Source organism: Burkholderia sp. PR2, assembly GCF_052372875.1.
In the GTDB taxonomy this organism is placed as follows: Bacteria; Pseudomonadota; Gammaproteobacteria; order Burkholderiales; family Burkholderiaceae; genus Burkholderia; species Burkholderia diffusa.
Genome location: NZ_JBQRWH010000001.1, coordinates 2,433,800 through 2,460,582, shown reverse-complemented (window position 1 = coordinate 2,460,582; position 26,783 = coordinate 2,433,800). Strand labels below are relative to the sequence as shown.

The window sequence follows — 26,783 nt, the reverse complement described above, 5'->3', positions numbered from 1 at the left end:
GACACGGAACGGGTCACGCAACGCCCGCCGGGCCGGGCCGGAACGCGTTGTCATGACGGACGCAGTGTGCGGATCCGACATGGCATCGTCATGAAAAAAACGTACAACGCCCGCATCGATCTGTGCGCGCAAGGAATAGTTCGCCGTGAAGCACCTGTTTCCCAACGTCGCGGAGCTGCACGCGTTCGCGAGTTCCGTGAAGTACCTGAACTTCTCGTATGCGGCGCGCGAGCTCGGCCTGACGCCGAGCGCGGTCAGCCGGCAGATCGCGAATCTCGAGACGCTGTTCGGCGTGAAGCTATTCGTGCGCGAGGGGCGCAATCTCGCGCTCACGCGCGCCGGGCAGCTTTATCACGCGCGCGTGATCGGCCCGCTGCGCGAGATCGGCAACGCATCGATCGAATTGCTGAGCGCGCGCGAGGACAGCGACCTGCTGACGATCGCAAGCGTGCCGACCTTCACGACGAAGTGGCTGGTGCCGCGCCTCGCGCGCTTTCTGGCCGGCGCGCCGGAGGTCACGCTGAGTTTTCGCCGCCATCTCGCGCACGGCGACATGTTTCCGTTCGGACTCGACGCAGCAATACGCTATGGCGACGGCGCATGGGAAGGCGTACGATGCGATTACCTGGACGGTCGCACCTTCGTGCCGGTCTGTTCCCGCGAATTCGCGGCGCGACATGCGCTGCGCACGCCCGGCGACACGGCCGCCGCGCCGCGGCTCGTGCACGAGCAGGCGGACATCGCGTGGTCCCTCTGGGCGGAGCGCCACCGCGTCGCCGGGATGAACGCGCTCGCGGGGCCGCGCTTCGAACAGTATTCGGTGCTGATCCAGGCCGCGCAAGCCGGGCTCGGGCTCGCGCTCGTGCCGCGCTTCCTGATCGTCGACACGCTCGCGAGCGGTGCGCTCGTCGAACCGTTCGACGCGCCCGTCGACGTCGACGCGCAAGGGCACTACCTGTGCTACGCGCCGGAGCGCCTGGAGACGAGCGCCGCGTTGCGGCGCTTCCGGGAATGGATGCTCGACGAATGCGCGGACCGATGAGCGCGCCCGACATGGCCGGGCGCGCCTGGACGGCACGGCGGCGCCCGTAGCACGTCGCCGTACCGCCCCTCACGTTGCGTCAGTGGTCGATGCCGAGCCCCGGCAGCACGTGCGTGTTCTCGGCCACGACCGCGTGCAGCAGCTTCGGATCGGCGCCGAGCAGCCCGAGGATCGTCGGCGCGACCTGCTTCGTGCCGACGAGATCGCTCACGATGCGCGCGCGGTGAAGCCCCGGATAGGACACGAGCAGGCCGAGGTGGCTGTCGTCCGGCGCATTGCCGCCGTGCTCCTCGTCCTTCTTCGTGCTCGACGTGTAGATCACGCCCGGATTCGGCTGCACGATGATGTCCGGCGTGCGGCCGTTGGCCGGATCGCCGAATCGTTCGGCCAGCGCCGCGCCGTACAGGATGTACGCCTGCGAGCCGTCCGCGCAGATCCCGGGCGCGTTGCAGCCGAGGTTCGCCTTCAGCGTCCGCACCACGGCCGTGCGCTGGCCGCGGTCGCGCAGCCAGATCAGGCCGACGTCGTCGGTCTGCACGAAGCCCGTGCCGACCAGGCCCGAGCCGTCGTTCAGGTTGCCCGTCGTCGTGTTGTTCTGGCCGAAGTTGCCGTTCGGATCGAGGTAGTTGTTCGCTTCGAGCAGCTTCGTCAGCGTGTCGCCATTCTTCACGAGCTTGGTGTGATCAGTCGGCGACTGGCCGTGCTTCGCCGTGACGATCACCGCCGTCTGCGTGTACAGGTTGCGCTGCTTCAACTCGTTGACGATGCGGCCGATCGAGTTGTCGACGTACGTGATCGCGTTCGCGACCTGGCCGTTCGGCGTGAAGTTCGCGTCGAGATAGCCGCCGCCCTTCGCGACCGGCGCCTTCTGCGCGACGCTGAGCGTCTGGAAGTTGGCGCCGAACAGCGTCGGCACCGGCGCGTTCTTCGTGCCGGTCGAGTCGCGGCCGTCGATCTGGTTGACCAGCGCCTGCACGTGCAGGTTGTCGAAGCGCGCGGTGTGTGAATAGACGTCGGTGTATGCGGTGTTCGTCGCCGGGTCGATCGAGTTGATCTCGGTACGCATCAGATCGTCGACGCCGGTGCCCGACGGGCCGTTCAGCCAGTCGTAGCCCCACGCGTGCTTGTCGGCCCACGCGGTGTACGCGTTCGGCACGCCGGCCTTGACGGCCTCGAACACCGTGTTGGTCTTCACGTAGTTGTGCGGATAGACCGGCACGCACTGGCCATTGACCTTCGCATGCGGGATCGCCTGCGGGTTGAACGCGCCGCCGCCGTCGAGGTGCAAGAGCGCGCCGCCATTGAACGCATCGATGCCGGTCGTCTCGTCGAACACGACGTTCCAGCCCTGTTTGCCCGAGCAGGTCGTGTCGCTCGGCGCATACAGGTTGCGGTCATACGACACGTCGTAGAACAGGCCGGCCGTCTTCGGCGAGCCGCCCGTCACGAGCGCCGCGAGGCCCGGGAACGAATCCGACAGGCCCGGTGTATAGGCGTTCGCGTACGTGACGCCGTTTTGCGCGAGCACCGCGATGTTCGGACACGTGTTCGCGCCGATGCAGCGCGCGAGGTCCTGTTCGTGCAGGCCGTCGACGCTGATCAGCAGCACGTGCTTCACGACGCGCCGGCCGCGGCCGGCGTCATTACCCTGACCGTCGCCGTCCTGCTGCGCCGCGTAGACACCCGCGCTTGCGAGCGCCAGCGCGCCCGCCAGCATCGCCGCCACCTTCCGCTGCTTACCAAGAAAAGACATCATCACCCCACCTCATCGATTGACGTTGAACTGCGTGACCTGCCAACAGGCGAGCAGAATATGGCCGGATCGTGCGGCGCTCCGATGAAGCGGGGCTTTCTGTTTTCTGTCAAACGTAACCAATCGCAAATGACACGACGCCGTCGCAAAGCAAGGCGAGCGGGCGCACGCCGCGACGTGCGCACCGGGCCGGTGCTTCGTGCGCGCCATCGCCCGCCGCGGCATTTTTTTCGCACTTGGCGCATGACTATTGGCGTGTGATAAAGGGTTTTCCCTGACCCGGAGCACGAGTATGTCGACCCTGGAAGCTCTCCGGTTCGTGCTGGACGATGCACGTACCCCCGAAATCATTCGCCACCACGTCGTCGACGCGCTGCAATACGCGCTGCGCAACTACGGACAAGTGTTTACCGCGAAGGAGGTCGAGTGGCTGACGCAGTGGGACGATGCCCGCCTGCCGCTGGCCGCGAGGAAGGAACTGGACAAGCGCGAACCGGCGATCGCCGAGCGCTGAAAGGAAGGCGCGCCGCCGCGCCCGATTGCCGGTCGGGCGCGGCGGCGGCGGATGATGGCGTGACGCGGCTTACTGCAGGCCGAAGTCGACGCGGGTCGTCGCGCCCTTGTCCTCGATGCCCTTCGCATCGAGCTTCGGCGCCACGACGAACATGCGGCTCGAATCGATCTTGCCGTCGAGGTACTGGCGCACGGCCTGCGCGCGCTGCTGCGCGAGCGCGCGCAGCGCGTTGTCGTCGGCCGGCGCGTGATCGGCGAGCGCCTTCTTCATGTCCGCATCGGGCAGCGTCTTCTGCAGGCCGATCAGGTTGCGCGGCTTCTTGAAGTCGGCGGCCTTGTATGCACGCGTCAGGTACTTGGTGTACTCGGCCGGTTCGACCTTCACCGACATCGGATCGATGCTCTCGCCCTGGCCGACCACGTCCTTCAGCTTCTGCTGACGCACCAGCCGCTCGACGTACGCGTCGCGCAGCCCCGGCGTGTCCTTCGCCGGATCGACGCGGCCGATCAGGTCCAGCCGGATCGACGGCTTCTCGGTCAGCATCTTCACGACGGTGTCGAGCTTCTTCTGCTGCGCGTCGGTCAGCGCGTACGAGCCCGGCGCGAACTCGACGTACCCGAGATCCTCGCCGCCGCTGCCGCCAAACGCGTTCGCGAGCAGCGTGAACGGCGACGTCACGGCCTTCGCGATCAGGTTCAGCACCGCGCGCCAGATCAGCCCGCCGACGCTGAACTCCGGATTCGACAGCGAGCCCGACACCGGCAGGTTCACGTCGATCTCGCCGCGCGTGTTCTTCAGGAGCGAGATCGCGAGCTTCACGGGCAGCTTCGTCGCCGTGTCGTTCTCGACGTGATCGCCGAACGTGAGCTGGTCGATGAAGATGTGGTTGTTCGCCTTCAACTGGTCGTTCGCGAGCTCGTAATGCAGGTCGACGTTGAGCTTGCCCTTCGTGATCGGGTAGCCGGCGTACTTCGCCGAGTACGGCGTCAGGTTGGTCAGCTCGATGTCATGCGCGGTCGCCGTGAGGTCCAGCGCCGGCTTGTCGATCAGCGGGTTCACCGAGCCCTTGATCGAGATCGGCCCGTTGCCCGCGAGATTCGCGGCGACGTCGACCGGCGCGGACGTCGTCGAGTCCGTGCCGAACGCGCCGACCGTCCCCTTGATCGCGACCAGGTTCGCCGTGTAGTTCGGCTTGATGAAGTTGTCGGTGTAGGTCACGCGGCCGTTCTGCAGCACGAGCTGGCCGAAATGCATGCGCACCGGATTCTGCGGCGGCGGCGGGGCCTTCACGGCGACCGTCGCCGATGCGGCGGCCGGCGCGGACGCCTGCTGCACGGCCGCGGCCGGCGGCGTCATGCCCGGTGACAGCGGCACAGGTTCGTTCTTGCTCGCGTCGCGCGTGAGCGACTGCGCGGGGCCCGTCTCCTTCGCGACGACGTCCTTCAGGTTCAGCCGCCCCTGCGCATCGAGCAGCACGCGGCCGTAGAAGTTCGAGAAGGTCACGCGCGCGGCGTCGACGTCGGTGCCCCTCTCGTCGTAGTTCACCTTCAGGTTCGACAGCGCGAGCGAGCGCCAGCCCGCGAACGGGTCGGACGTCGCCTTGTCGAGCATCCGCACGTCGACCAGCGCGACATCGCCGCGATAGGTCGCGCGCGGCACGTCCTTCACCTGCGCGAACGTCAGGTTGCCCTGCGCGTTGAGCAGCGCGCTCGCGATGGTCGCGTTCAGCGCGCTGCCGAAGTACGGCTCGAACGCAGCCGCGTCGAGGCGGTTGCCGTTGATCTTCAGGCCGAGCTTCAGCGGCTGCGCGGTCACATCGCCCGACACGTTCACCGAGCCCTTGCGGTTCAGCGTCGCCTTCAGCTGAACCGGCAGCGGCTTCGTCATGTCATCGCTGATCTTCTGCACCGACAGGTCGAGCGGCTTGATCGCGAGCTTCACCGGGCGCGGCGTCGACAGGTCCGTGAAGTTCGCGGACGACTCCTTCACGTTGAGCGCGTCGATCCGGTAATGCCACGACGGCGCGGCCGCCTCGGCCTTGCGCGCGACCGTGCGCTTGGGCACCGCCTTCTGCGCGGGTTCGGCCAGCGCAGCCAGGTCGATCTTGCCGTCCTTCAGGCGCTTCACGTCGAGCGCGAGCCCGGTCGCATCGACGCTCGCGATTTCCGCCGTGCGCGCGGCGACGTCGACCTTCGCGATCTTCGCGCTCGCGTCGGGCAGCACGATCGCGGGCGCCTTCGCGTCCGGCGTCGCGAGCTTGAGCGACTTCAGGCTCACCGTGCTGTCGGCGACCTGCGCGTCGAGCGGCGTCTTGCCCCAGTCGGCCTTCGCGTTGACGCTCGCGCCGAGCGTGCCGTCGAGCACGCGCGCACGGGTCGCCTCGCCGAGATACGGCTGCAGCGCCGGCAACGCGAGCGCGTCGACCGTCAGCTTCGTGTCGGCCTGCTTCGCCGCCAGGCTGAACGCGCCTTCGGCCTTCACGTCGCCGCCGCGCGACAGCGACGTCGACAGCGTGTATTTCGCGGGCGTCTTGCCCTGCAGCGTGAAGCCGTCGAGCGTCGCGGCGAGCTTCGTCAGCGACATCGCGGTCGGCGTCGCGGGCACGCGGTCGTCGACGTTGATCGTGCCGCCGTCGATCGCGAAATGACGGATCGTCAGGTCGAGCGGCGGCGCTTCCTTCGCGGCGGCTTCGACCTTCGCGCCGCTCGCGGCGTTGGCGGCGGCGACGGCGGCAGTCGATGCGGCGGCGCCCGATGCGGCCGGCTTGCCCGCGTCGGCCTTCGGCGCGGCGGCCGGCGGGCCGGCCAGCTTCTCGACGTTCAGCAGGCCCTGCTTGTCGCGCGCCAGGTCGACGACCGGCTGGTCGAGCCGGATCTCGTCGAAATGCAGCACGTTGCGCAGCGGCTCGAGGCCGGCGGCCGCGACGTGCACGCCGCGCGCGGCGAACAGCGGCGCCGACGCGCGGTCGGTCACCTTCGCGTCGTTGAGATCCACGGTGCCCGACACGCGCAGCGACGGCGTGTCGCCGCTCATCACGAAATTCAGCGTGAGGTCGCTGCTCAGCAGGCCGCTCGTGACGATCACCGGCAGCTTCGCCGGCGCGTACGAAATCAGCTTCGGCACGTCGAGCCGGTCGAACTTCAGCGCGACTTCCGACTCACGCGACAGCGCGAACGGCTTCGTCTTGCCGTCGATCGCGATCGGGCTGCCGTCGAATCGCGCGCGCAGCTTCGGCTGCACGAAGATGTCGGTCTTCGATGGCAGCGTCGCGATGAACGGAATGCCGAGCGTCCAGTTGTCGACCACGTGCTTTTCGTTCAGCAGGCGGTCGTCGAAGTCGATCCGCCCGTCGTTGACCTGAATGTTCGATACCGAGAAATGGGTCGGCTTGCTTTCGGGTTTGGACGGCGTCGAGAACTTCTCGATCAGATCGGTGAAGTTGAAGCGCTGCGCGTCGTATCGGACGACATGGAAGCGCGGCGAGTCGACGCGCACTTCGTTGACGATCGGCGCGCCGCGGAACAGCGACGACCACGACGGCCGCACGACGAGCTTGCCGATGTCGATGAAGTCGCCCTGGCCGCCGCGCTCGCCGACGTGCACGCCGTCGGCTTCGAGGTTCAGCGTGTAAGGGTTCAGCGCGATGCGCCGGATGGTGGACGGCCGGCCGAGCTGCTGGCTCAGTTGCTGTTCAGCAATGTGACGAATCAGCGGCGGCGCCGCGAAGAATCCGAGCAGTCCGAATAAAACGAGGAAGATCAGCACGCCGAGGCCGATGCGCCGGGTCCGGCGCGAGCGTGCCACGCCGCCGAGGGCATGAAGGGTCGAGGATACGGTTTCTTTGTCTGCGCTTGACATGCTTGGATGCCTCGGGAATGGATGCCGGGCCGCGCCGGAAAACCGGCACGGCCGCGCACGCTATCCCGAAAGTATAGGCTCAGGTGGTGACGGAACGACGTTCGGGCGAGGCCGCCGCGCCCGCGCATCGGACAGTGGCGGCGCCCATCGGTTCATTTTCGGACGACGACGGGCGGCATCCACGAGCCGTCGCTCGCCTGCGGCTTCGGTGCGTAGAGTCGCAGCGCGAGCGCGAAATCGGCGCGCGGCGCCGGCAGCCAGTTGGCCGCATGCGTGCCGCCAGGCGACGCCGACACGACCACGTCGATCGAGCCGTCGTGGTTGCGGCGCAAGCGGTCGCGGTCGCCGAGCGAGCGGCGCGCCGAGCCGACGTCGGGCAGCGCGCCGTTCGTCGCGTACGGCGTGAGCGTCCAGAACCCGCGCACCGGCGGCAGCGCGCCCGGCGCGAAATGCAGCACGTAGCGGTTTGCGCCGTTCAGCGAGTGGCCGTCGCTGTCGACGCGCACGAGCGCGAGCGTCTCGTCGTCGCGCGTCGCGGTGCCGAACTGCGTGTAGGCCGCGTACGCGCGCAGCGCGTAGTCCTGGCCGTACTTGCCGGCCGTGTCGCCGATCCAGCTCCAGCCGTTCGCGCTCAGCAGGTTCGACGGCGGCGTCGCGAGCCGCGCGCGCGCCTCGGCGACGCCGGCCGTCGCGGCGCTCAGGCGATCGCCCGTCCACAGCACCGGATAGCCGGCCCTCACGCCGATGTCGCCGAGCAATTCGTTCGCGTGCGCGTCGTCGGCCGGTGCCGGGTTGTCTTGCAGCGCCTGCGCGAAGCGCGTGAAGAACGCCTTCGGGTCGAGCGCGGCCACCTGCTCGGCCGGCGTGCCGCCGCTCGCCGCTTCCAACGGCGCGCTGCCCGCATGGACCGCGACCGACGCGCCACGCGTGCTGCCCGTATAGACGGACAGCGGCACCACGCGGATCGCCCGCTGCAGTTTCTTCACATTCGTGAGGTCGCGCCCGCCGCTCGTCTGCAGCCGCACTTCGAGCCACGCGTTGGCCGACGGCACGTCGATACGCAATGCGCCCTTCGGCAGGGTGCCCTGCCAGTCCTTCGCGGCGAAGGCAATCGTTTGCGATCGCGCGGCGCCGCGAGCGCCACGCGCCGCCACGCTCGACGACGACCACAGCACGTTCGTCCACATGTCGAGCGCGCGGGCATCCCAGTAGCGGCCGCGGGTATCCGGCAGCGTCACGATCACCGGCTCGGCACCGACGTCGAGCCAGCCGGTCGAGTCAAGCGTGTCGACGCCCGGCAGCGGCGGGTTGAGCGCGCCGACGGGCGGCAGCGCCTGCGCGTGACGCAGCGTGTTGAGCGGCGCCTGGCCCGGCTGCGCGCTGTCGCCGCCCGTCGCGGCTTCCTTCGCGACGTCCATCAGCACGAGCGGATACGCGTATATGTAGGAGTCGGCCACTTCGGCGCGCATCCAGCCGGTTTTCCGCTGGATCGCGTCCGGTTGCGACGCGCATCCGGACAGCAGCGCCGCCAGGGCCAGCGACGCGCCTGCAGCGCGACGCAGAGAAATTGATTCTCGTAGGTTTTCAATCATTGATTATTGGCCGAATATCGTTCTTGTCAGTCAACGCCTTGTTCGACTCACGATCGGCGAAAGCAAGGCACCCCAGCGTGCCCGGTCGCCGCTTCGCCGGGCGGGCGCTGATGTCAGGCCGGTATCATAGCGCCTAAGGGCATCCCCCAATATGCCGAATATCGGGTGCAGCGGTAGCCGGGCTGTCGTCAGCCAGGACTTCCATTGATCCGGCCCTCGTCCGGAGCCGCCCGACGCCTGCGCAGGGCAGCATGACGGGCGAGAATGGGTCGCCGTCGGCACGATCCCGTATTGCATCGCCCCCCTTGACCTTCCCATCATGGGAATGTTGATACTGGAGTCAGTCGCGGCACGAACCGCGCTTTTGGGGAATCCAACATGACTGAATCACTCGCCTCCGCCGACATGCAAACGATCGAACTGACCATCGACGGCATGCATTGCGGCGGCTGCACGGGCCGCGTGCAGCGTGCGCTGGCCACCGTGCCGGGCGTCGTCGATGCCGCGGTCGATCTCGACGCGCATGCGGCGACGGTGACCGCGCAGGACACGGTCGAGCCTGCGAAGCTCATCGCCGCGGTCGATGCCGCCGGCTATCGCGCGGCCGTGCGCGAAGCGGCGGTCGAAGCCGTTGCGTCCGCGCACGTCGAGCACGCGACGCACGCGAACGCCCGGCCCGCAACGGCGGCGACGGCACTGCCCGCGCCCGCCGCCAGCATCGAACTCGACATCGACGGCATGACCTGCGCGTCGTGCGTGTCGCGCGTCGAAAAGGCGCTGGCGAAGGTGCCCGGCGTCACGCGCGCGTCCGTCAACCTCGCCACCGAGCGCGCGACCGTCGACGCGGCACCGGACGTTTCCGCGTCGCAACTGGCCGAAGCCGTGCGGCAAGCCGGCTACGACGCGACATGGGTCGCCGCGCCGCCGCCGGCCGCTTCCCGCGATCTCGAATTCGACATCGGCGGCATGACGTGCGCATCCTGCGCCGGGCGCGTCGAAAAGGCGCTGGCCGCCGTGCCTGGCGTCACGCGCGCGTCGGTCAATCTCGCGACCGAACGCGCGTCGGTGCATGGCACCGGCGCGCTCGACGCCACCACGCTGATCGCGGCGGTCACGACGGCCGGTTATCGGGCGTCGCTCGCCGTTGCGCCGGACCCGAGCGCCTCGACCGACGCCGACGCCCGCGCCGGCGAACCCGCACAAGCCCCCGACGCCCGCAAGCGCCGCGAAGCGATCCGCGAACGCAATCTCGTGATCGGCTCGGCCGTGCTGAGCGTGCCGCTCGTCGTGCCGATGCTCGTCGCGCCGTTCGGCATCGACGCGATGCTGCCCGGCTGGCTGCAGCTCGTGCTCGCGTCGATCGTCCAGTTCGGCTTCGGCGCACGCTTCTACCGCGCCGCCTGGCATGCGGTGAAGGCACGCACCGGCAACATGGACCTGCTCGTCGCGCTCGGCACGTCGGCCGCGTTCGGCCTGAGCCTGTGGATGCTGCTGCGCGACTCCGCGCACCCCGGCCATCTGTATTTCGAGGCATCGGCCGTCATCATCACGCTGGTGCGCTTCGGCAAATGGCTCGAAGCGCGCGCGAAACGCCAGACGACCGAGGCGATCCGCGCGCTGAACGCGCTGCGTCCCGACCGCGCGCGCGTCGTCGAGCACGGCGTCGAACGCGACGTGCCGCTGGCGCAGGTGCGCGTCGGCACGACCGTCAGCATCCGTCCGGGCGAGCGTGTGCCCGTCGACGGCCGGATCGTGTCGGGCCGCTCGCACGTCGACGAATCGCTGATCACCGGCGAAAGCCTGCCGGTGCCGAAGGACGACGGCGATCCGGTCACGGCCGGCTCGATCAACGGCGAAGGCGCGCTCGTCGTGGAAACCACCGCGATCGGCGCGGAGACGACGCTCGCGCGCATCATCCGCCTCGTCGAATCCGCGCAGGCGGAAAAGGCGCCGATCCAGCGGCTCGTCGATCGTGTCAGCGAAGTGTTCGTGCCGACGATCCTCGGCATCGCCGTGCTGACGCTGGTCGGCTGGCTGATCGCCGGCGCCGGCATCGAAACAGCGATCCTCAACGCGGTCGCGGTGCTCGTCATCGCGTGCCCGTGCGCGCTCGGCCTCGCGACGCCCGCCGCGATCATGGCGGGCACCGGCGTGGCGGCCCGCCATGGCGTCCTGATCAAGGACGCCGAGGCGCTCGAACTCGCGCAGCGCACCACGGTGATCGCGTTCGACAAGACCGGCACGCTGACCGAAGGCAAACCGTCCGTGACGGCATTCGAGGCCGTCGACATCCCACGTGAGCAAGCGCTCGCTCTCGCGGCCGCGGTCCAGCGGCAAAGCGACCACCCGCTCGCTCGCGCCGTCGTCGCCGCGCACGATGCGGACGTCGTGGCCCGCGGCGGCGGCGCGGGTTCGGCCGAGGTCGTCGCGGCCGATGCGCGCGCGGTGGCCGGACGCGGCGTCGAGGCGCGCGTTGGCGGTCAGCTTCTCGCACTCGGCAGCAGCCGCTGGCGCGACGAACTCGGCATCGTCGTGCCGCCCGCACTCGACGCGCGTGCCGCGGAACTCGAGCGCGCGGGCAATACGATTTCGTGGCTGATGCGTGCCGACGCGCCGCGCGCGCTGCTCGCGCTGATCGCATTCGGCGACACCGTGAAGCCGGGCGCGCGCGAGGCGGTCGCGGCACTGTCGGCGCGTGGCGTCGCGAGCGTACTCGTCACGGGCGACAACCGCGGCAGCGCGGCCGCCGTCGCGGCGGCACTCGGGATCGGCGAAGTGCATGCGCAGGTGCTGCCCGACGACAAGGCGCGCGTGGTGGCCGAACTGAAGCGCACGCACGGCGGAATCGTCGCGATGGTCGGCGACGGGATCAACGATGCACCCGCGCTCGCCGCGGCCGACGTCGGCATCGCGATGGCGACCGGCACCGACGTCGCGATGCATACGGCCGGCATCACGCTGATGCGCGGCGACCCGGCGCTCGTCGCCGATGCGATCGACATCTCGAAGCGGACGTATCGGAAGATCCAGCAGAACCTGTTCTGGGCGTTCGTCTACAACCTGATCGGCGTGCCGCTCGCGGCGCTCGGCTGGCTGAATCCGGTGATCGCGGGTGCGGCGATGGCGTTCTCCAGCGTCAGCGTCGTGACGAACGCGCTGCTGCTGAGGAGATGGAAAGGCCGCGCACGCTGATGCGGGCCACGACGGGCGACGGGTCATCCGACGGAGGTCCGGCGCTTGTCGTATTGGAAATGGCTTGCCGACCGGCGGGGCGCACATTGCATGCGCTGCGTCGGGACAGATCACCGGAAGAAGGCCGGGAAAACGGCAGCGCGCGTCACCGACGCGTGCGCACTGGCCTCAGCTCTGGACGACCGGCTTGATCAGCGTCGTCGTGATCGGCACGAAGCCGCACGCCCGATACAGCGCACGAGCAGCCGTGTTGTGATTGAACACCGACAGCCCGATTTCGGTGACGCCATGACGGCGCGCCTCGGCCTCCAGTGCATCGAGCGCGCGCATGGCCCAGCCCTGGCGGCGCCGGGTCGGGACGATGTCGAGATCGTAGATGAACAGCGTACGGTTCGGCCCTTCGGGCACGATCGCGTACCAGAGGTCGCCGACCGTGTCGCCGCTGGCGGCGTCGATCAGCTGGACGAGCGTCTGGCCGGAGGTGAGCAGGCCGTCGGGCAGCAGCGTATCGAAGCAGGCGCGGGCGCGGTTCGCCGCGTCGTCGGTCGCGTTCTGCCCGGATGACACGAGATCGCGCGCGTAGCCGTCGATGGCGCGCGTGCGGTATGCGTGGAATTCACCGGCCGTCATCGGCCGCATCTGCAGCATGGCCCGGGGGTCGCGAGGGAAGTCGGACTTCCAGTGTAGCGGGACGATCGCACCGGCGCGCGATGCGGCGGTGGAAAACGGGCAGGCAGTGGCGGCGAGCGCCGCGCTGAATCAGCGAATCAGCGAATCAGCGAATCAGCGAATCAGCGAATCAGCGAATCAGCGACGGTACAGGACGATCGGCACGAGGCTCGCACGACGCACGCGCTCGGCTTCGGCGTGACGCGCAGCGTACGAATATTCCGCGTCGAGCGGCAGGTGCGGGGAGACGAACAGGTCGTCGATCTTTTGCAGCAGGGCAAGAATGAAGCTCATGTGAGACTCCTGACAGATGGATCTAGGGTTTTCCCGTAGATGGATGCCATTCTAAGGGTTTTCCCTGAACTCTGCCAGCTCACCGCATCAGTTTGCCGCACCCGCGCCACCGCCGATCGACGGTCCGCCCCGACGCGCCTTGTCGTGCCGGGGTTTGCAGGTAGGGTCGGACGATTTAATGCGCTCGACGCACACGCTTCGCGGCCGCCGCCTCGCGGTTCGCATTGCGCTGCAGCCGGTCGACCTGCGACAGCATCGCTTCGTGGTGTTCCGCGAGCGTCATCAGCGTTGCCTGCTGCGTCGACAGGTCGGCAGCCAGCCGGTCGATCCGCTGCTGCCGGGCGTCAACTTCCTGTTTCAGGTGCGCGATCTGCCGCGTTTGCAGCATCAGCGCGACGAGCCCCGCGGACACGACGACCGTCAGCGCCAGCAGCAGCCGGTTGACGCGCCGCATCTCGCGATCGGCCGCCTGCTTCATGCCGGCCGTCTCGGCCTGCAGCGCGGCGAGCCGATCCGACAGCGGGCGCAGTTGCGTGTCGGGGTCGATAGCCGACGCGCTCGACGTGGCAGGTTGCGCACGATCCGCCGACGGCTTCGTCACGAACGACGCCGCGGACGCAACGGGCTGCACGAATGGCGAGACCGGCGCTGCGGCTGCCCGCGCGGCGTCACGGGCACTCGCGGCAACTGCGGTAATCGTGGGCTGCGCCGGTTCGGCGGTCGCCGACGGCTCGCTTGATGGCGCAGGATGCTGCGCCGAGGTCACTTCCGACTGCGCGTCGACGGCCACCGCTTCCGGCGCGCCGCGCGCCGCTGCCGCTTCGCGTGCGCCTGCGGCCACACGGCGCTTGCCACCGGAAGCTGCGCGACGCCCCTTCGTGGGCTCGCCGGGCGTCCGCGCTACTTCGTCGCGTGTGGCCGGCACGGCGGCGCCTTCGGGCTCACCGCCCGCTTTCGCCGGTCGGTCGCCGATGACCGCATCGACCGCACCTTCCGCCGCCCCTGCATTCGCCGTCGAACGATCGGCGCGCGTTCCGGCCGTGTCGCCGGCTTCCGCCACACTGCCGGTCTTCACCTGGCTGCCGTCGGTTGCCGGCTCGCCGGCTGCAGTCGCGGCGATACCGTCGGACAGCCGCGCCGCGCCGAGCTTCGTTGCATCGGCATCGGCAGCGGACGCGCGCACGACATCGGCATCGGCCACATCGCCGTTTGCACGCGTCGGCGCGGACTCCTTCGTTTTCGCAACGTCGGGCGCCGGCTCGACCGCCCCGCCGTCGGCGCCCGACGTACCGAACCCATCCAGCGTCGCCTGCCGGCCGGCGTCATCGCCGTCCGCGACGGCGGCCACCGCGTCGGCACCCGCCGCCCCGTCATCGTGCGAGGCCACCGGCCCGCGCGCGGCTGGCTCGAGCACCGGATCGCCGAACAGGTCGAGCGTGCGTTCGTCCCGCGGCGCATCGCCGCCCGTCGCGTTGCCGGAGCGCGCGGTTGCCCTGGCGGCGGTGTCTGCCGCGGCCGCGATGGAACGCGGACGCGAACGGGCCGACGAGCGGTCGGAGCGGGAACGGGAGCGAGGCAGGGAAACGGATTCGGTCATGGAGTCGGATTACAGGCCCGCGAACGCGGAACCGGATGTCGAACGGAATCAGTGACCGGCCATTGTCGCATGACCGATCGCCGATCCGGCCGATCGGATGCCGTCTATTCGTCGCCCGACAACCCGTTGCCTTCCTCGAATCGCGTGACGCACGACAGCCCGCGCAGCTTGTCGCAGATCGCGCGGTATTCGAGATCCGACACGCGCCCGAGTGCGATGCGCACCTCGTCGTGCTCGCCCGTGTCGTCGGCGCGCTGCACGATGAATTGCTTCACGCGCGCGCTGTCGGGGCCGAGGGCCGCGTGCAGCGAATCGAACGTCAGCGCGCCGCCCACCACCGTCAGCGCGAGCTGACGCCGTTGCCGCACCGTGAAGTAGCGCCGCTCGAGCGGCTTGATGCCGGCCAGGATGATCAGGATGATGATCGTCGCGGAAATCGACGCGACGTACAGTCCGCCGCCCACCGCGAGGCCGATCGCGGCGACCGACCACAGGCTCGCGGCGGTCGTCAGCCCGCGCACGATCTCGCCGCGCAACAGGATCGAGCCCGCGCCGAGGAAACCGATGCCCGACACCACCTGCGCGGCGATCCGCGACGGATCGAGCACGATGTGGTCGCTGCTGCCCAGCACATCGGCGAAACCGAACGCCGACACGATCATGATGAGCGTCGAGCCGACACAGACCAGCATGTGCGTGCGCAGGCCGGCCGCCCACGAAAGGCGCTCCCGCTCGAAGCCGATGACACTGCCGAGCGCGGCCGCGAGAACCAGCCGCATCACGAGTTCCAGGTTGCCGAGCATCCGATTTCTCTCCTGTCTCCTGTTTTGAGGACGGCCGCGCGGAATGGTTTATCCTTGGCCCCGGCCGCGCCGCTCCGCGCCGACTCAATTCGATCCAAGCGCTCAACCCGCCATGTCCGTTCCCGCTTCCGCTTCCGCCCAGGCCGCCCGATTGCGCGACCATTTTGCGCACGTCATCCTGCCGATCTGGCAGGGTTCAGGGTTCGACCAGACGCTGCGGCTACCGTTCGAGGCCGTCGATCCGGCCAACCATGCACCGCTGCCCGTCACCCGTTATCGCGCAATGGCATGCGCGCGACAACTGTTCGTGTTCGCGCAGGCCGGCCACACCGCGCACGCGGCCACGCTGTTCGACTCGCTGTGCAGCCGCTTCCGCGATCCGCGCCACGGCGGCTGGTTCTACAGCGTCGATGCACAAGGCGCGCCGCTCGACACGACCAAGGACCTTTATACGCATGCGTTCGTCGTGTTCGCGTGCGCCGCATGGCATGCGGCGTCGGGCGACACCGCGGCGCGCACGGTCGCCGAGGACACCGCCGCGCTGATCCAGGACCGCTTCGCGCCGCAGCCGGGCGACGCGCTGCTCGACGCCGCGCGTCACGCCGATTTCTCGTCATCGGGCAGCGGCACGCTGCAGAACCCGCTGATGCACTTGACCGAAGCATGGCTTGCGGCCGCCGATGCGTTCGACGATGCGGCGTTCGACGATGCGCTCCTGCGCACCGCGCAGGCCGTCGAGCGCACGTTCGTCGATACGGCGACCGGCTGCATCGCCGAACTGCCGCTCGGGGCGACCGACAACCGCTTCGAGCCCGGCCATCAGTTCGAATGGTTTTATCTGGTCGATGCGGCCGGCGCGCGTCTCGCGCAAACCGGGCTCCCCGACGCACTCGCGCGCGCGTTCGCATTCGCCGAGCAGCACGGGATCGATCCGCGCACGGGCGCCGTGTGTGCGGCAGTCGACGCGCAAGGCGCATGCATCGACGGCACGCAACGGATCTGGGCGCAGACCGAATACCTGCGCGCGCTCGCCATGCACGGCGGCACGCCGGCCTCCGCGCCGCTCGCGCAGCAGATCGAGCGCTTCGCCACGCGCTTCCTGCATCCGCGCGGCTGGTTCGAGTGCAAGACGGCCGACGGGCAGGTGTCGCGCGCCGACATGCCGTCGACGACGCCCTACCACCTCGCGACAGCTTACGCGGCGCTGCCCGCCGTTTCGTAACCGGCGTCGGCAAACGACGACGACGCGCGCTCGTCGCGAAGACCGCGAGCCGCGCGCGCGTCGCCCAGTTCGAACACCGACACCGCCTGCATCAGGTGCGCGGTCTGGTCGTTCAGCGACGCGGCCGCCGCCGCGACTTCCTCCACCAGCGCCGCGTTCTGCTGCGTCAACTGGTCCATCTGCGTGACTGCCTGATTGACCTGCTCGATGCCGACGCTCTGCTCGACCGACGCGGCCGTGATCTCCGACATGGTCTGCACGACCCGCGTGATCGACGCCGATACCGTCCGCATCGCGTCGCCCGCCCGTTCGACGAGTTCCGAGCCGCCGTCGATCTGCGTGACCGACTCCTCGATCAGCGCCTTGATCTCCTTCGCCGATTGCGCGCTGCGCTGCGCGAGCGAGCGCACTTCGCCCGCGACCACCGCGAAGCCGCGGCCCTGCTCGCCGGCCCGCGCGGCCTCGACCGCCGCGTTCAGCGCGAGGATGTTGGTCTGGAATGCGATGCCGTCGATCACCGAGATGATCTCCGCGATGCGCCCGGAGCTTTGGGCGATGGCCCGCATCCGGTCGATCACGCTGTCGACCACGCCGCCGCCGTGACGCGTCGCGTCGAGCGCCGCGTCGGCCAGCGCGCTGGCCGCACGCGCGCTGTCGGTGTTCTGGCGGACGGTCGCGGTCAGCTCCTCCATGCTCGCGGCGGTTTCCTCGAGCGACGCGGCCTGGGTGCCCGTGCGCGCGGACAGGTCCGCGTTGCCGCCGGCGATCTCGCCCGCGCCGAGGTGGATCGCATCGGACGCGTGACGCACGGTGCGCACGGTGTCAGCGATGCTCGCCTGCATCGCGGCAAGGCCGCGCAACATCCGGTCGATCTCGAACACGCCGCCTGCCCGCACGGCTTCGTCGAGCCGGCCCTGCGCGATGCGCTCGAAATGGCGGCCGGCTTCGCCCAGCGGCGCGACCACCGCGCGCCGCGCGGCAGCGTAAATCGCCGCGCTCGCCGCGAGCATCGCCGCCAGCAGCACGATGCCGACCCACTTGAACCACTGAATCCCGCTATCGATCGTGGCAAGCGCGTCGCGGCTCGACGCGGCGCCGTAGTCGGCGAAGCGGTGCAGCTCGGCGAGGTACGCGTCCTGGAAACCCTGTGTCGGCTGGTCGAGGAACGCCTGGATGTTGTCGGCGTCGAGGAACTGCACGAGTTCGCCCAGCGCGCCGCGCAGCGCGCGATAGCGCTCGGCGAGCGCCGCTACGCGCGCACGGTTCGTCGCGTCGACGGCCTGCGCGGCCGTCAGCGCGGAGAACGCCTTGTCCGCTTCGGCGAGCGACGCGCTGGCATGGCGGATGATCTCGTCGGGCTTCGGGCCGCCGCGTACCATCCGCGTGCCCGCGCGCGACAGGTTCACGCGTGCGTCGAGCAGGCGCTCGGTCGCCTGGCTGGCCGCGTCGACCTGCCCGATCGCGACGTTCGACAGATCGTCGACGCCGCTGCGCGTCGATGCGAGCGCCCAGAAGCCGAGTGCCTCGATCGCGAACAGAAAGAGGCAAAACACGGTCAACACGCCGAGCAGACCCGACGCGAGCTTGATTTTTCCGAACATGGGGGAGATTCCTGGAAAGGCGACGATGGAGCAATGCCCCGGCATTAGCGGCATTTCTTCGTCGGACTTTAGGAATGCGGGTGAGAAGCGGCCGGCCGAGCCCCGCCATTGCCGCCGAATCGCCAGCAAACGAGAACGATGTGCGCGTTCGACGCAATAATCGCGTCGCATCGCGCCGGCCATTGTGCGAAATGCGGACGAATTTCCTTGCTTATCCGCAGCCCCCTTCCTAGAGTTCAGCGCAAGCGGACACGCATTGCGAGGGCAGTCGATGACGGACATCACGGACCACGCGCGCGGCGCATTGCGCGCGCAACCGTTCAGCATGCTGCTGGGCACGGAGCTGATGCATATCGGCGACAACGAAGTGTCGCTGTGCCTGCCCGTGCGGGAAGAACTGCGGCAGCAGCACGGCTTCGTGCACGGCGGCGTGATCGGCTACCTCGCCGACAACGCGCTGACGTTCGCAGGTGCGCTCGTGCTCGGCCCGCGCGTCATCACCGCCGAATACAAGATCAACTACCTGCGGCCCGCCGTGAACGGCACGCTCGTCGCGCGCGCGAAGGTCGTCTACGCGGGACGGCACCAGGCGACCTGCCAGTGTCATGTGTTCGTCATCGACGGCGATCACGAGCGGCTCGTCGCGATCGCGCAAGGCACGATCAATCGCGTCGGCGACGGCAAGATGCCGGATGCGCCGGAGGAAACGGCGTGAATTGTCGCGGACGCAAAGGCCATCGGATTACCTGCCGGCGTCGTCCTGACGATCGCGCCCCGTGCCTGTGATGCAACATCGCAACCACCAGCCGCGGCACGCGCGACGCGCACCGTCCGGTTCCATCGCTTCATCGCGGCAGCGATAGACGGCGTCGCGATCACGGCGACCGACTGCGACGTCCAGCACGATCACTTCCGCTCGATCCGCCCGGCAAGCCGGGATTTGAACGGGTCGTGTCGAACCGAATCCGCGGATCGACGCTTCGGCCGACCTATTCCGCAGTGCCCGCTTTCAACGGCAGAAACCGCGGCGCCACGCGCACCCGAACGTTACCGCTCGCGTCGGTGCGGTAAATCCCGCGCGCCGCATTGTGCGGATGCTCGACCGCGTCGGCCACGCTCAGCACCGGCGCGAAACACACGTCGGTGCCTTCGAGCAGCGCGCGCCAGTGCGCGGACGGCTGCTGCGCGAACACGTCGGCAAAACGCGCCTTCAGCGCCGGCCAGCGTGCGCGATCGTACTGCGACGCCGGATCGACGTCGGTCAGCCCGAGCCGCTCGACCAGCAGCGCGTAGAACGGCGGCTCCAGCGCACCGATCGTCACGCATTCGCCGTCCGCGCAGCGATACACGTCGTAAAACGGCGCATCGTGGAAGAGGCTCGGCTGCGTGCCATCGAGCTGCCCGTTCGCGCGCGCCCACAGCGCGAGCGAGCCGAGCATCGACACGATGTCGACGATCGCGCCGTCGACCACGCGCCCCGGGCCGCCGCCGCGCACGTCGAACAGCGCGCAGATGATCCCGAATGCGAGCCCGAGCGCGCCGCCGGCATCGCCGACGACGGTCGGCGGCACGCCCGGCCGGCCGTCGCGCGGCGCGGACAGCGACAGCAGCCCCGTCAGCGCGACGTAGTTCAGGTCGTGCCCGGCGGCCGTCGCGAGCGGTCCGTCCTGGCCCCAGCCCGTCATCCGTCCGTACACGAGCTTCGGATTGTCGCGTGCGCAATCGTCCGGGCCGAGACCGAGGCGCTCCATCACACCGGGCCGCAGCCCCTCGATCAGCGCGTCGGCCTGCGCGATCAGCGCGAGTGCCGCGTCGCGGCCGGCCGGCGTCTTCAGATCGAGTTCGACGATCGTCTTGCCTTCGCGCAGCAGGTCGCCGTCGCGGCCCTGCAGCGCGTCCGGCGCGCTGGTGCGGCCCGCGGGACGCGCGATCAGCGTGATGCGCGCCCCCATCCCGGCGAGCATCCAGCCCGCGAGCGGGCCGGGGCCGAGGCCTTCGAATTCGACGATGTGGACGCCGGAAAGCGGGACACCAAGCGACATACGATTCTCCTGTCGACCCGCGTTAGTGCTTCAGCACTTACGCTGGTCCCATGCTTCGCGGTCGACCAGCGTTCGTGCTTTAGCACTTACGCGGGTCCCATGCTTCGCGGTCAACCAGCGTTCGTGCTTTAACACTTACGCTGGTCCCATGCTTCGCGGTCGACCAGCGTTAGCGCCTTAGCGCCTACGCGGGCCCCATCCGTTGCGGTCGATCCGCGATGACTCAAGCCAGCGCGAACCCCCGTGCATCATGACCGCAATGCGCTTCAACGCACCGGCACGGTCACCGATGCGACGCTTTGCGTCGCGAATTGCCGTCATCACACGTGCGCCAAACGAAAAATCCCTGCGCAGCAGGTCCGCTTCGCAGGGATCGGTCCGTTTCAGCACTGCAGGGTTGCGCGCGCGAACCGCGACACGCTCAGAACGCATCCCCCGGCACCCGCACCCAGCCTTCCATCAGCACGCGCGCGCTGCGGCTCATGATCGCCTTCGTGACGGTCCATTCGCCCTTTTCGAGCCGGGCTTCCGCGCCGACGCGCAGCGTGCCCGATGGATGGCCGAAGCGCACCGCGTTGCGTTCACCGCCGCCCGCCGCCAGGTTGACGAGCGTGCCGGGAATCGCCGCGGCCGTGCCGATCGCGACCGCTGCCGTGCCCATCATCGCGTGGTGCAGCTTGCCCATCGACATCGCCCGCACCAGCAGGTCGACGTCGCCCGCATTCACGCGCTTGCCGCTCGACGCGACGTAATCGGCCGGCTTCGCGACGAACGCGACCTTGGGCGTGTGCTGACGCGTCGCGATCTCGTCGAGCGTGTCGATCAGGCCCATGCGCAGCGCGCCATGCGCGCGGATCGTCTCGAACTTCTCGAGCGCCTTCGCGTCGCCGTTGATCGCGTCCTGCAGCTCCGTGCCGGTATAGCCGATCGCCTCGGCCTCGACGAAGATGGTCGGAATCCCCGCGTTGATCATGGTCGCCTTCAGCGTGCCGATGCCCGGCACGACGAGGTCGTCGACGAGGTTGCCGGTCGGGAACATCGAGCCGCCCGAGCCTTCTTCCTCGGCGGCCGGGTCCATGAACTCGAGCTGCACTTCGGCGGCCGGAAACGTGACGCCGTCCAGCTCGAAATCGCCCGTCTCCTGCACCGCGCCGTTCGTGATCGGTACGTGCGCGACGATCGTCTTGCCGATGTTCGCCTGCCAGATACGCACGGTCGCGATGCCGTCGCGCGGCACGCGCGACGCATCGACGAGGCCACCGCTGATCGCGAACGGGCCGACGGCCGCCGACAGGTTGCCGCAGTTGCCGGTCCAGTCGACGAACGCGCGGTCGATCGAGACCTGCCCGAACAGGTAGTCGACGTCGTGACCGGGCCGCGTGCTCTTCGACACGATCACCGTCTTGCTGGTCGACGACGTCGCGCCACCCATCCCGTCGATCTGCTTGCCGTACGGATCGGGGCTGCCGATCACGCGCAGCAGCAGCGCGTCGCGTGCGGCGCCCGGCGCCTGCGCGGCGTCCGGCAGATCCTGCAGCCGGAAGAACACGCCCTTGCTGGTGCCGCCGCGGATGTACGTCGCCGGAATCCTGATTTGAGGAATGTGAGCCATGTTTGCGTTGTCCCTGTGTGACCCGGTCAGGCAGCCTGCGACGATTCGAGGAAGTCCTGCGCGAAACGCTGCAGCACGCCGCCCGCGTCGTAGATCGACACTTCCTCGGCCGTATCGAGCCGGCACGTCACCGGCACCGCGATACGCTCGCCGCTCTTGCGGTGAATCACGAGCGTGAGATCGGCGCGCGGCGTGCGCTCGCCGATCACATCGAAGGTCTCGGTGCCATCGATGCCGAGCGTCGCGCGGTTCGTGCCCGGCTTGAACTCGAGCGGCAACACGCCCATCCCGATCAGGTTCGTGCGGTGGATCCGCTCGAACCCTTCGGCGACGATCGCCTCGACGCCCGCGAGCCGCACACCCTTCGCGGCCCAGTCGCGCGACGAGCCCTGGCCGTAGTCGGCGCCGGCGACGACGATCAGCGGCTGCTTGCGATTCATGTACGTCTCGATCGCTTCCCACATCCGCATGACCTTGCCTTCCGGCTCCACACGCGCGAGCGAGCCCTTCTTCACCACGCCGTCGACCACCGCCATCTCGTTGACGAGCGTCGGATTCGCGAAGGTCGCGCGCTGTGCGGTCAGGTGGTCTCCCCGGTGCGTCGCGTACGAGTTGAAGTCTTCTTCCGGCAGGCCCATCTTCGCGAGGTATTCGCCGGCCGCGCTGTTCGCCATGATCGCGTTCGACGGCGACAGGTGGTCGGTCGTGATGTTGTCGCCGAGCACCGCGAGCGGGCGCATGCCCTTGAGCGTGCGCTCGCCGGCCAGCGCGCCTTCCCAGTACGGCGGACGGCGGATGTACGTGCTTTGCGGACGCCAGTCGTACAGCGGCGCCGCACGCTCGCCGGCATCCGCGCTGCGCGCGAACATCGGTTCGTAGACCTTGCGGAACTGCTCGGGCTTCACGCTCGATGCGACGATCGCGTCGATCTCCTCGTCGGTCGGCCAGATGTCCTTCAGCGTGACGGGCTTGCCGTCCTGATCGTGGCCGAGCGCGTCCTTCTCGATGTCGAAGCGAATCGTGCCGGCGATGGCATACGCGACGACGAGCGGCGGCGACGCGAGAAACGCCTGCTTCGCATACGGATGGATGCGGCCGTCGAAGTTGCGGTTGCCGGACAGCACGGCCGTCGCGTACAGGTCGCGATCGACGATCTCCTGCTGGATCTTCGGATCGAGCGCGCCCGACATCCCGTTGCAGGTCGTGCACGCGAACGCGACGATGCCGAAGCCGAGCTTCTCGAGTTCCGGCAGCAGGTTCGCTTCTTCCAGATACAGCTCGACCGCCTTCGAGCCCGGCGCGAGCGAGCTCTTCACCCACGGCTTGCGCGTGAGGCCCTTCGCGTTCGCGTTGCGTGCGAGCAGGGCCGCGGCGATCACGTTGCGCGGGTTGCTGGTGTTCGTGCAGCTCGTGATCGCGGCGATGATCACCGCGCCGTCGGGCATCTCGCCCGGCTTCTCTTCCCACTGGCCGGCGATGCCGCGCGCGGCGAGGTCGGAAGTCGGCAGCCGCTTGTGCGGGTTCGACGGGCCGGCCATGTTGCGCACCACGCTCGACAGGTCGAACGTCAGCGTGCGCTCGTACTGCGCGCCGTTCAGCGTGTCGGCCCACAGGCCCGCTGCCTTCGCGTAGGTCTCGACGAGCTTGACCTGCTCGTCGCTGCGGCCGGTGAGACGCAGATAGTCGGTCGTCTGGCCGTCGATGAAGAACATCGCGGCCGTCGCGCCGTATTCGGGCGCCATGTTCGAGATCGTCGCACGGTCGCCGAGCGTGAGGCTCGCCGCGCCCGCACCGCGGAATTCCAGATACGCGCCGACCACCTTTTCCTTGCGCAGGAATTCGGTCAGCGCGAGCACGATGTCGGTCGCGGTGATGCCGGGCTGGCGCTTGCCGGTCAGTTCGACGCCGACGATGTCGGGCAGGCGCATCCACGATGCGCGGCCGAGCATCACGTTCTCCGCCTCCAGCCCGCCCACGCCGATCGCGATCACGCCGAGCGCGTCGACGTGCGGCGTGTGGCTGTCGGTGCCGACGCAGGTGTCCGGATACGCCACGCCATCCTGCGCCTGGATCACCGGCGACATCTTCTCCAGGTTGATCTGGTGCATGATGCCGTTGCCCGGCGGGATCACGTCGACGTTCTCGAACGACTGCTTGGTCCATTCGATGAAGTGGAAACGATCCTCGTTGCGGCGATCCTCGATCGCGCGGTTCTTCGCGAACGCGTCCGGATCGAAGCCGCCGCACTCGACGGCGAGCGAGTGGTCGACGATCAGCTGCACGGGCACGACCGGATTCACCTTCGCCGGGTCGCCGCCGCGCTCGGCGATCGCGTCGCGCAGGCCCGCGAGGTCGACGAGCGCCGTCTGGCCCAGGATGTCGTGGCACACCACGCGCGCCGGGAACCACGGGAAGTCGCGTTCGCGCTTGCGCTCGATGATCTGCTTCAGCGAATCGGCGAGGATTGCCGGATCGCAGCGGCGCACGAGGTTTTCGGCGAGCACGCGCGACGTGTACGGCAGCGTGTCGTACGCGCCGGGGGCGATCGCTTCGACCGCGGCACGCGCGTCGAAGAAGTCCAGCGACGTGCCGGGCAGGGGTTTGCGGTAGGCGGTATTCATGATGTGGGGCGGAAATCGGGGTAAGACGTTCCGCGCGCGCCGGCAACCCGCATCACGGGCGCCGGCGCGCGCGGCAGGCGTTTCAGCGCTTCTCGATCGGCACGAACTGCAGGTCTTCCGGACCCGTGTAGTTCGCGCTCGGGCGGATGATCTTGTTGTCGATGCGCTGCTCGATGATGTGCGCGCTCCAGCCGGACGTGCGCGAGATCACGAACAGCGGCGTGAACATCGCGGTCGGCACGCCCATCATGTGATACGACACGGCGCTGAACCAGTCGAGGTTCGGGAACATCTTCTTCGCTTCCCACATCACCGACTCGAGGCGCTCGGCGATGCCGTACAGCTTCAGGTCGCCCGCTTCCTTCGACAGCTTGTGCGCGACGCCCTTGATCACCTTGTTGCGCGGATCGGAGATCGTGTAGACCGGATGGCCGAAGCCGATCACGACTTCCTTGTTCTCGACGCGGCGGCGGATATCGGCTTCGGCGTCGTCCGGCGAGCTGTAGCGGCTCTGGATTTCATACGCGACTTCGTTCGCGCCGCCATGCTTCGGCCCGCGCAGCGCACCGATCGCGCCGGTGATCGCCGAATAGATGTCCGAGCCCGTGCCCGCGATCACGCGGCCGGTGAACGTCGATGCGTTGAACTCGTGCTCCGCGTACAGGATCAGCGACGTGTGCATCGCGTCGACCCACGACTTCGACGGCGTCTTGCCGTGCAGCAGGTGCAGGAAGTGGCCGCCGATCGAGTCGTCGTCGGTTTCCGTCTCGATGCGCTTGCCGTTGTGCGAGAAGTGATACCAGTACAGCAGCATCGAGCCGAGCGACGCCATCAGGCGGTCGGCGATGTCGCGCGCGCCCGGCAGGTTGTGATCGTCCTTCTCGGGCAGCACGGTGCCGAGCACCGACACGCCGGTGCGCATCACGTCCATCGGGTGGGCCGATGCCGGGATCTGCTCGAGCGCGGCCTTCAGCGCGTTCGGCAGGCCGCGCAGCGCGCGCAGCTTGGTCTTGTACGCGGCCAGTTCGGTCAGGTTCGGCAGCGTGCCGTGCACGAGCAGGTGCGCGATTTCCTCGAACTCGCACGATTCGGCGACGTCGAGAATGTCGTAGCCGCGGTAGTGAAGGTCGTTGCCGGTCTTGCCGACCGTGCACAGCGCCGTGTTGCCGGCCGTCACGCCCGACAGCGCCACCGACTTCTTCGGCTTGAATGCGCCTGCGGCGGCCGGTGCTGCTGCGTCTTTCGTCTCGCTCATGTTTCGATTCTCCAATGGGTATCGGGGTGTCATGTCGGCCGGGCGCGGCGCGGGTGCGCGCGTTCCGGCTTCATGCAAAGCATTCCGGGAACCGTGTCCCGGCGCGCGGGCCGCGTTACTTCTTGCCCTGCGCGAACAGTTCGTCGAGCTTGCGCTCGTATTCGTGATAGCCGAGGAAGTCGTACAGCTCGGCGCGGGTCTGCATGGTCGGCACCGCAGCCTTCTGCGTGCCGTCGCGACGCAACGTCTCGTAGAAATTCAGCGCGGCCTTGTTCATCGCGCGATAGGCGCCGCAGCAGTACAGCGCGATGTCGACGTTCGCCTCGCGCAACTCGTCGAGCGTGAACAGCGGCGTCGAGCCGAATTCGGTCAGGTTCGCGAGGATCGGCACCTTCACGGCGGCCTTGAAGCGGCGGTAGTCGTCGAGCGTCTTCATCGCTTCCGGGAAGATCATGTCGGCGCCGGCTTCCACGTATGCGATCGCGCGCTCGATCGCGGCGTCGATCCCTTCGGCGGCTGCCGCGTCGGTGCGGGCCATGATCACGAACTGGTCGTCGGTGCGCGCATCGACCGCGGCCTTCACGCGATCGACCATTTCGTCGGTCGGCACGACTTCCTTGCCCGGACGGTGGCCGCAGCGCTTCTGGCCGACCTGGTCCTCGAGGTGGACGGCCGCGACGCCGGCCTTGATGAACGAACGGACCGTGCGCGCGATGTTGAACGCGCCGCCCCAGCCCGTGTCGATGTCGACCAGCAGCGGCAGGTCGGTCGCGTTGGTGATCCGGTTCGCGTCGATCAGCACGTCTTCCATCGTGCTGATGCCGAGATCGGGGATGCCGAGCGAATTCGCGGCGACGCCGCCACCCGACAGGTAGACGGCCTTGAAGCCGACGGCCTGCGCCATCTTGGCTGCATACGCGGTAATCGCGCCGACCACCTGCAGCGGCTGCTCGGCCGCGACTGCCGCGCGGAATTTCGCGCCGGCGCTCTGAAGATGCGTGTTGCTCATGAACGGCCTCCTGAAGGAATGCCCATCAAACAGCAAGGACCGGGCCAGCTCGCGAAACACCGCTAACCCACTGATTCTTAAGCAACCGGCACGTGCGATGAATCGTC

The 26,783-nt window shown here is 68.6% G+C and carries 18 protein-coding genes; 5 read left to right on the top strand and 13 right to left on the bottom strand.

Features of this window, described 5'->3' with window-relative positions; translation table 11 throughout:
* Positions 1–145 precede the first annotated feature (145 nt).
* Positions 146–1,042: a LysR substrate-binding domain-containing protein gene (locus ACT2FV_RS10915; RefSeq protein ID WP_444503839.1), complete on the top strand. Its 897-nt coding sequence runs from the start codon at positions 146–148 to the stop codon at positions 1,040–1,042.
* A 79-nt stretch (positions 1,043–1,121) separates the two neighbouring features.
* On the opposite strand, the gene ACT2FV_RS10910 is transcribed toward ACT2FV_RS10915, so the two are convergent.
* Positions 1,122–2,798: an alkaline phosphatase family protein gene (locus tag ACT2FV_RS10910; protein WP_444503838.1), complete on the bottom strand. Its 1,677-nt coding sequence runs from the start codon at positions 2,796–2,798 to the stop codon at positions 1,122–1,124.
* Positions 2,799–3,087: 289 nt separating this feature from the next.
* Here ACT2FV_RS10910 and ACT2FV_RS10905 point away from each other — a divergent pair, with 289 nt between their 5' ends.
* The gene (locus ACT2FV_RS10905) at positions 3,088–3,309 is read left to right on the top strand and encodes a hypothetical protein (RefSeq protein WP_059448952.1); all 222 of its coding nucleotides are present in this window, start codon (positions 3,088–3,090) and stop codon (positions 3,307–3,309) included.
* 69 nt (positions 3,310–3,378) lie between these two features.
* Here the strand turns inward: ACT2FV_RS10905 and ACT2FV_RS10900 are convergent, their stop codons facing one another.
* Complete coding sequence (locus tag ACT2FV_RS10900; protein WP_174919840.1) at positions 3,379–7,167, bottom strand: DUF748 domain-containing protein; 3,789 nt, start codon at positions 7,165–7,167, stop codon at positions 3,379–3,381.
* A gap of 152 nt (positions 7,168–7,319) precedes the next feature.
* Positions 7,320–8,759, bottom strand: a complete 1,440-nt coding sequence (locus ACT2FV_RS10895; RefSeq protein ID WP_151052380.1) for a DUF1254 domain-containing protein — start codon at positions 8,757–8,759, stop codon at positions 7,320–7,322.
* 378 nt (positions 8,760–9,137) lie between these two features.
* Between ACT2FV_RS10895 and ACT2FV_RS10890 the strand changes: the two genes are divergently transcribed.
* Positions 9,138–11,951 (top strand): heavy metal translocating P-type ATPase, encoded by a 2,814-nt coding sequence (locus tag ACT2FV_RS10890; protein WP_444503837.1) that lies wholly within the window; start codon positions 9,138–9,140, stop codon positions 11,949–11,951.
* Positions 11,952–12,119: 168 nt separating this feature from the next.
* Here ACT2FV_RS10890 and ACT2FV_RS10885 read toward each other — a convergent pair whose 3' ends face one another.
* From ACT2FV_RS10885 to ACT2FV_RS10870, 4 genes are all read right to left on the bottom strand, one after another.
* Positions 12,120–12,599: a GNAT family N-acetyltransferase gene (locus tag ACT2FV_RS10885; protein WP_059598939.1), complete on the bottom strand. Its 480-nt coding sequence runs from the start codon at positions 12,597–12,599 to the stop codon at positions 12,120–12,122.
* A gap of 159 nt (positions 12,600–12,758) precedes the next feature.
* Complete coding sequence (locus ACT2FV_RS10880) at positions 12,759–12,914, bottom strand: hypothetical protein (protein ID WP_170296432.1); 156 nt, start codon at positions 12,912–12,914, stop codon at positions 12,759–12,761.
* Positions 12,915–13,089: 175 nt separating this feature from the next.
* The gene (locus ACT2FV_RS10875; protein ID WP_444503836.1) at positions 13,090–14,511 is read right to left on the bottom strand and encodes a flagellar hook-length control protein FliK; all 1,422 of its coding nucleotides are present in this window, start codon (positions 14,509–14,511) and stop codon (positions 13,090–13,092) included.
* Positions 14,512–14,615: 104 nt separating this feature from the next.
* Positions 14,616–15,314 carry an MgtC/SapB family protein gene (locus ACT2FV_RS10870; protein ID WP_124624448.1) on the bottom strand — a complete coding sequence of 233 codons (699 nt, stop codon included), beginning with the start codon at positions 15,312–15,314 and terminating at the stop codon, positions 14,616–14,618.
* A 112-nt stretch (positions 15,315–15,426) separates the two neighbouring features.
* Here ACT2FV_RS10870 and ACT2FV_RS10865 point away from each other — a divergent pair, with 112 nt between their 5' ends.
* Entirely contained in the window at positions 15,427–16,536 is a 1,110-nt protein-coding gene (locus ACT2FV_RS10865) for an AGE family epimerase/isomerase (RefSeq protein WP_444503835.1), read from the top strand.
* Here ACT2FV_RS10865 and ACT2FV_RS10860 read toward each other — a convergent pair.
* On the bottom strand, positions 16,509–18,137 hold the full coding sequence (locus ACT2FV_RS10860; RefSeq protein ID WP_444503834.1) for a methyl-accepting chemotaxis protein: 1,629 nt from the start codon (positions 18,135–18,137) through the stop codon (positions 16,509–16,511). The two genes, ACT2FV_RS10865 and ACT2FV_RS10860, sit on opposite strands and share 28 nt — an antisense overlap.
* Positions 18,138–18,408: 271 nt before the next feature.
* Between ACT2FV_RS10860 and ACT2FV_RS10855 the strand changes: the two genes are divergently transcribed.
* Positions 18,409–18,852, top strand: coding sequence for a PaaI family thioesterase (locus ACT2FV_RS10855; RefSeq protein ID WP_059467287.1), 444 nt, complete (start codon positions 18,409–18,411; stop codon positions 18,850–18,852).
* A gap of 274 nt (positions 18,853–19,126) precedes the next feature.
* Here the strand turns inward: ACT2FV_RS10855 and ACT2FV_RS10850 are convergent, their stop codons facing one another.
* From ACT2FV_RS10850 to prpB, 5 genes are all read right to left on the bottom strand, one after another.
* Positions 19,127–20,179, bottom strand: coding sequence for a CaiB/BaiF CoA transferase family protein (locus ACT2FV_RS10850; RefSeq protein ID WP_444503833.1), 1,053 nt, complete (start codon positions 20,177–20,179; stop codon positions 19,127–19,129).
* A gap of 421 nt (positions 20,180–20,600) precedes the next feature.
* A complete protein-coding gene (prpF, locus tag ACT2FV_RS10845; protein ID WP_174906861.1) occupies positions 20,601–21,791 on the bottom strand; it encodes a 2-methylaconitate cis-trans isomerase PrpF in 1,191 nt (396 codons plus the stop codon).
* 26 nt (positions 21,792–21,817) lie between these two features.
* Positions 21,818–24,412 carry a Fe/S-dependent 2-methylisocitrate dehydratase AcnD gene (gene acnD / locus ACT2FV_RS10840; RefSeq protein ID WP_444503832.1) on the bottom strand — a complete coding sequence of 865 codons (2,595 nt, stop codon included), beginning with the start codon at positions 24,410–24,412 and terminating at the stop codon, positions 21,818–21,820.
* 82 nt (positions 24,413–24,494) lie between these two features.
* Positions 24,495–25,667, bottom strand: coding sequence for a bifunctional 2-methylcitrate synthase/citrate synthase (prpC, locus tag ACT2FV_RS10835; RefSeq protein WP_059598931.1), 1,173 nt, complete (start codon positions 25,665–25,667; stop codon positions 24,495–24,497).
* A 115-nt stretch (positions 25,668–25,782) separates the two neighbouring features.
* The gene (prpB, locus tag ACT2FV_RS10830) at positions 25,783–26,676 is read right to left on the bottom strand and encodes a methylisocitrate lyase (protein ID WP_059598930.1); all 894 of its coding nucleotides are present in this window, start codon (positions 26,674–26,676) and stop codon (positions 25,783–25,785) included.
* Positions 26,677–26,783 lie beyond the last annotated feature (107 nt).

Excerpts from the sequence above, each read along its gene's own strand:
- ACT2FV_RS10850 (WP_444503833.1), bottom strand. The coding sequence starts at position 20,179 with ATGTCGCTTGGTGTCCCGCTTTCCGGCGTCCACATCGTCGAATTCGAA.
- prpF (WP_174906861.1), bottom strand. The coding sequence starts at position 21,791 with ATGGCTCACATTCCTCAAATCAGGATTCCGGCGACGTACATCCGCGGC.
- ACT2FV_RS10855 (WP_059467287.1), top strand. The coding sequence starts at position 18,409 with ATGACGGACATCACGGACCACGCGCGCGGCGCATTGCGCGCGCAACCG.
- ACT2FV_RS10880 (WP_170296432.1), bottom strand. The coding sequence starts at position 12,914 with ATGAGCTTCATTCTTGCCCTGCTGCAAAAGATCGACGACCTGTTCGTC.
- ACT2FV_RS10865 (WP_444503835.1), top strand. The coding sequence starts at position 15,427 with ATGTCCGTTCCCGCTTCCGCTTCCGCCCAGGCCGCCCGATTGCGCGAC.
- ACT2FV_RS10890 (WP_444503837.1), top strand. The coding sequence starts at position 9,138 with ATGACTGAATCACTCGCCTCCGCCGACATGCAAACGATCGAACTGACC.
- ACT2FV_RS10860 (WP_444503834.1), bottom strand. The coding sequence starts at position 18,137 with ATGTTCGGAAAAATCAAGCTCGCGTCGGGTCTGCTCGGCGTGTTGACC.
- ACT2FV_RS10910 (WP_444503838.1), bottom strand. The coding sequence starts at position 2,798 with ATGATGTCTTTTCTTGGTAAGCAGCGGAAGGTGGCGGCGATGCTGGCG.
- ACT2FV_RS10895 (WP_151052380.1), bottom strand. The coding sequence starts at position 8,759 with ATGATTGAAAACCTACGAGAATCAATTTCTCTGCGTCGCGCTGCAGGC.
- ACT2FV_RS10900 (WP_174919840.1), bottom strand. The coding sequence starts at position 7,167 with ATGTCAAGCGCAGACAAAGAAACCGTATCCTCGACCCTTCATGCCCTC.
- prpB (WP_059598930.1), bottom strand. The coding sequence starts at position 26,676 with ATGAGCAACACGCATCTTCAGAGCGCCGGCGCGAAATTCCGCGCGGCA.
- ACT2FV_RS10905 (WP_059448952.1), top strand. The coding sequence starts at position 3,088 with ATGTCGACCCTGGAAGCTCTCCGGTTCGTGCTGGACGATGCACGTACC.
- ACT2FV_RS10885 (WP_059598939.1), bottom strand. The coding sequence starts at position 12,599 with ATGCTGCAGATGCGGCCGATGACGGCCGGTGAATTCCACGCATACCGC.
- prpC (WP_059598931.1), bottom strand. The coding sequence starts at position 25,667 with ATGAGCGAGACGAAAGACGCAGCAGCACCGGCCGCCGCAGGCGCATTC.
- ACT2FV_RS10870 (WP_124624448.1), bottom strand. The coding sequence starts at position 15,314 with ATGCTCGGCAACCTGGAACTCGTGATGCGGCTGGTTCTCGCGGCCGCG.
- ACT2FV_RS10875 (WP_444503836.1), bottom strand. The coding sequence starts at position 14,511 with ATGACCGAATCCGTTTCCCTGCCTCGCTCCCGTTCCCGCTCCGACCGC.
- acnD (WP_444503832.1), bottom strand. The coding sequence starts at position 24,412 with ATGAATACCGCCTACCGCAAACCCCTGCCCGGCACGTCGCTGGACTTC.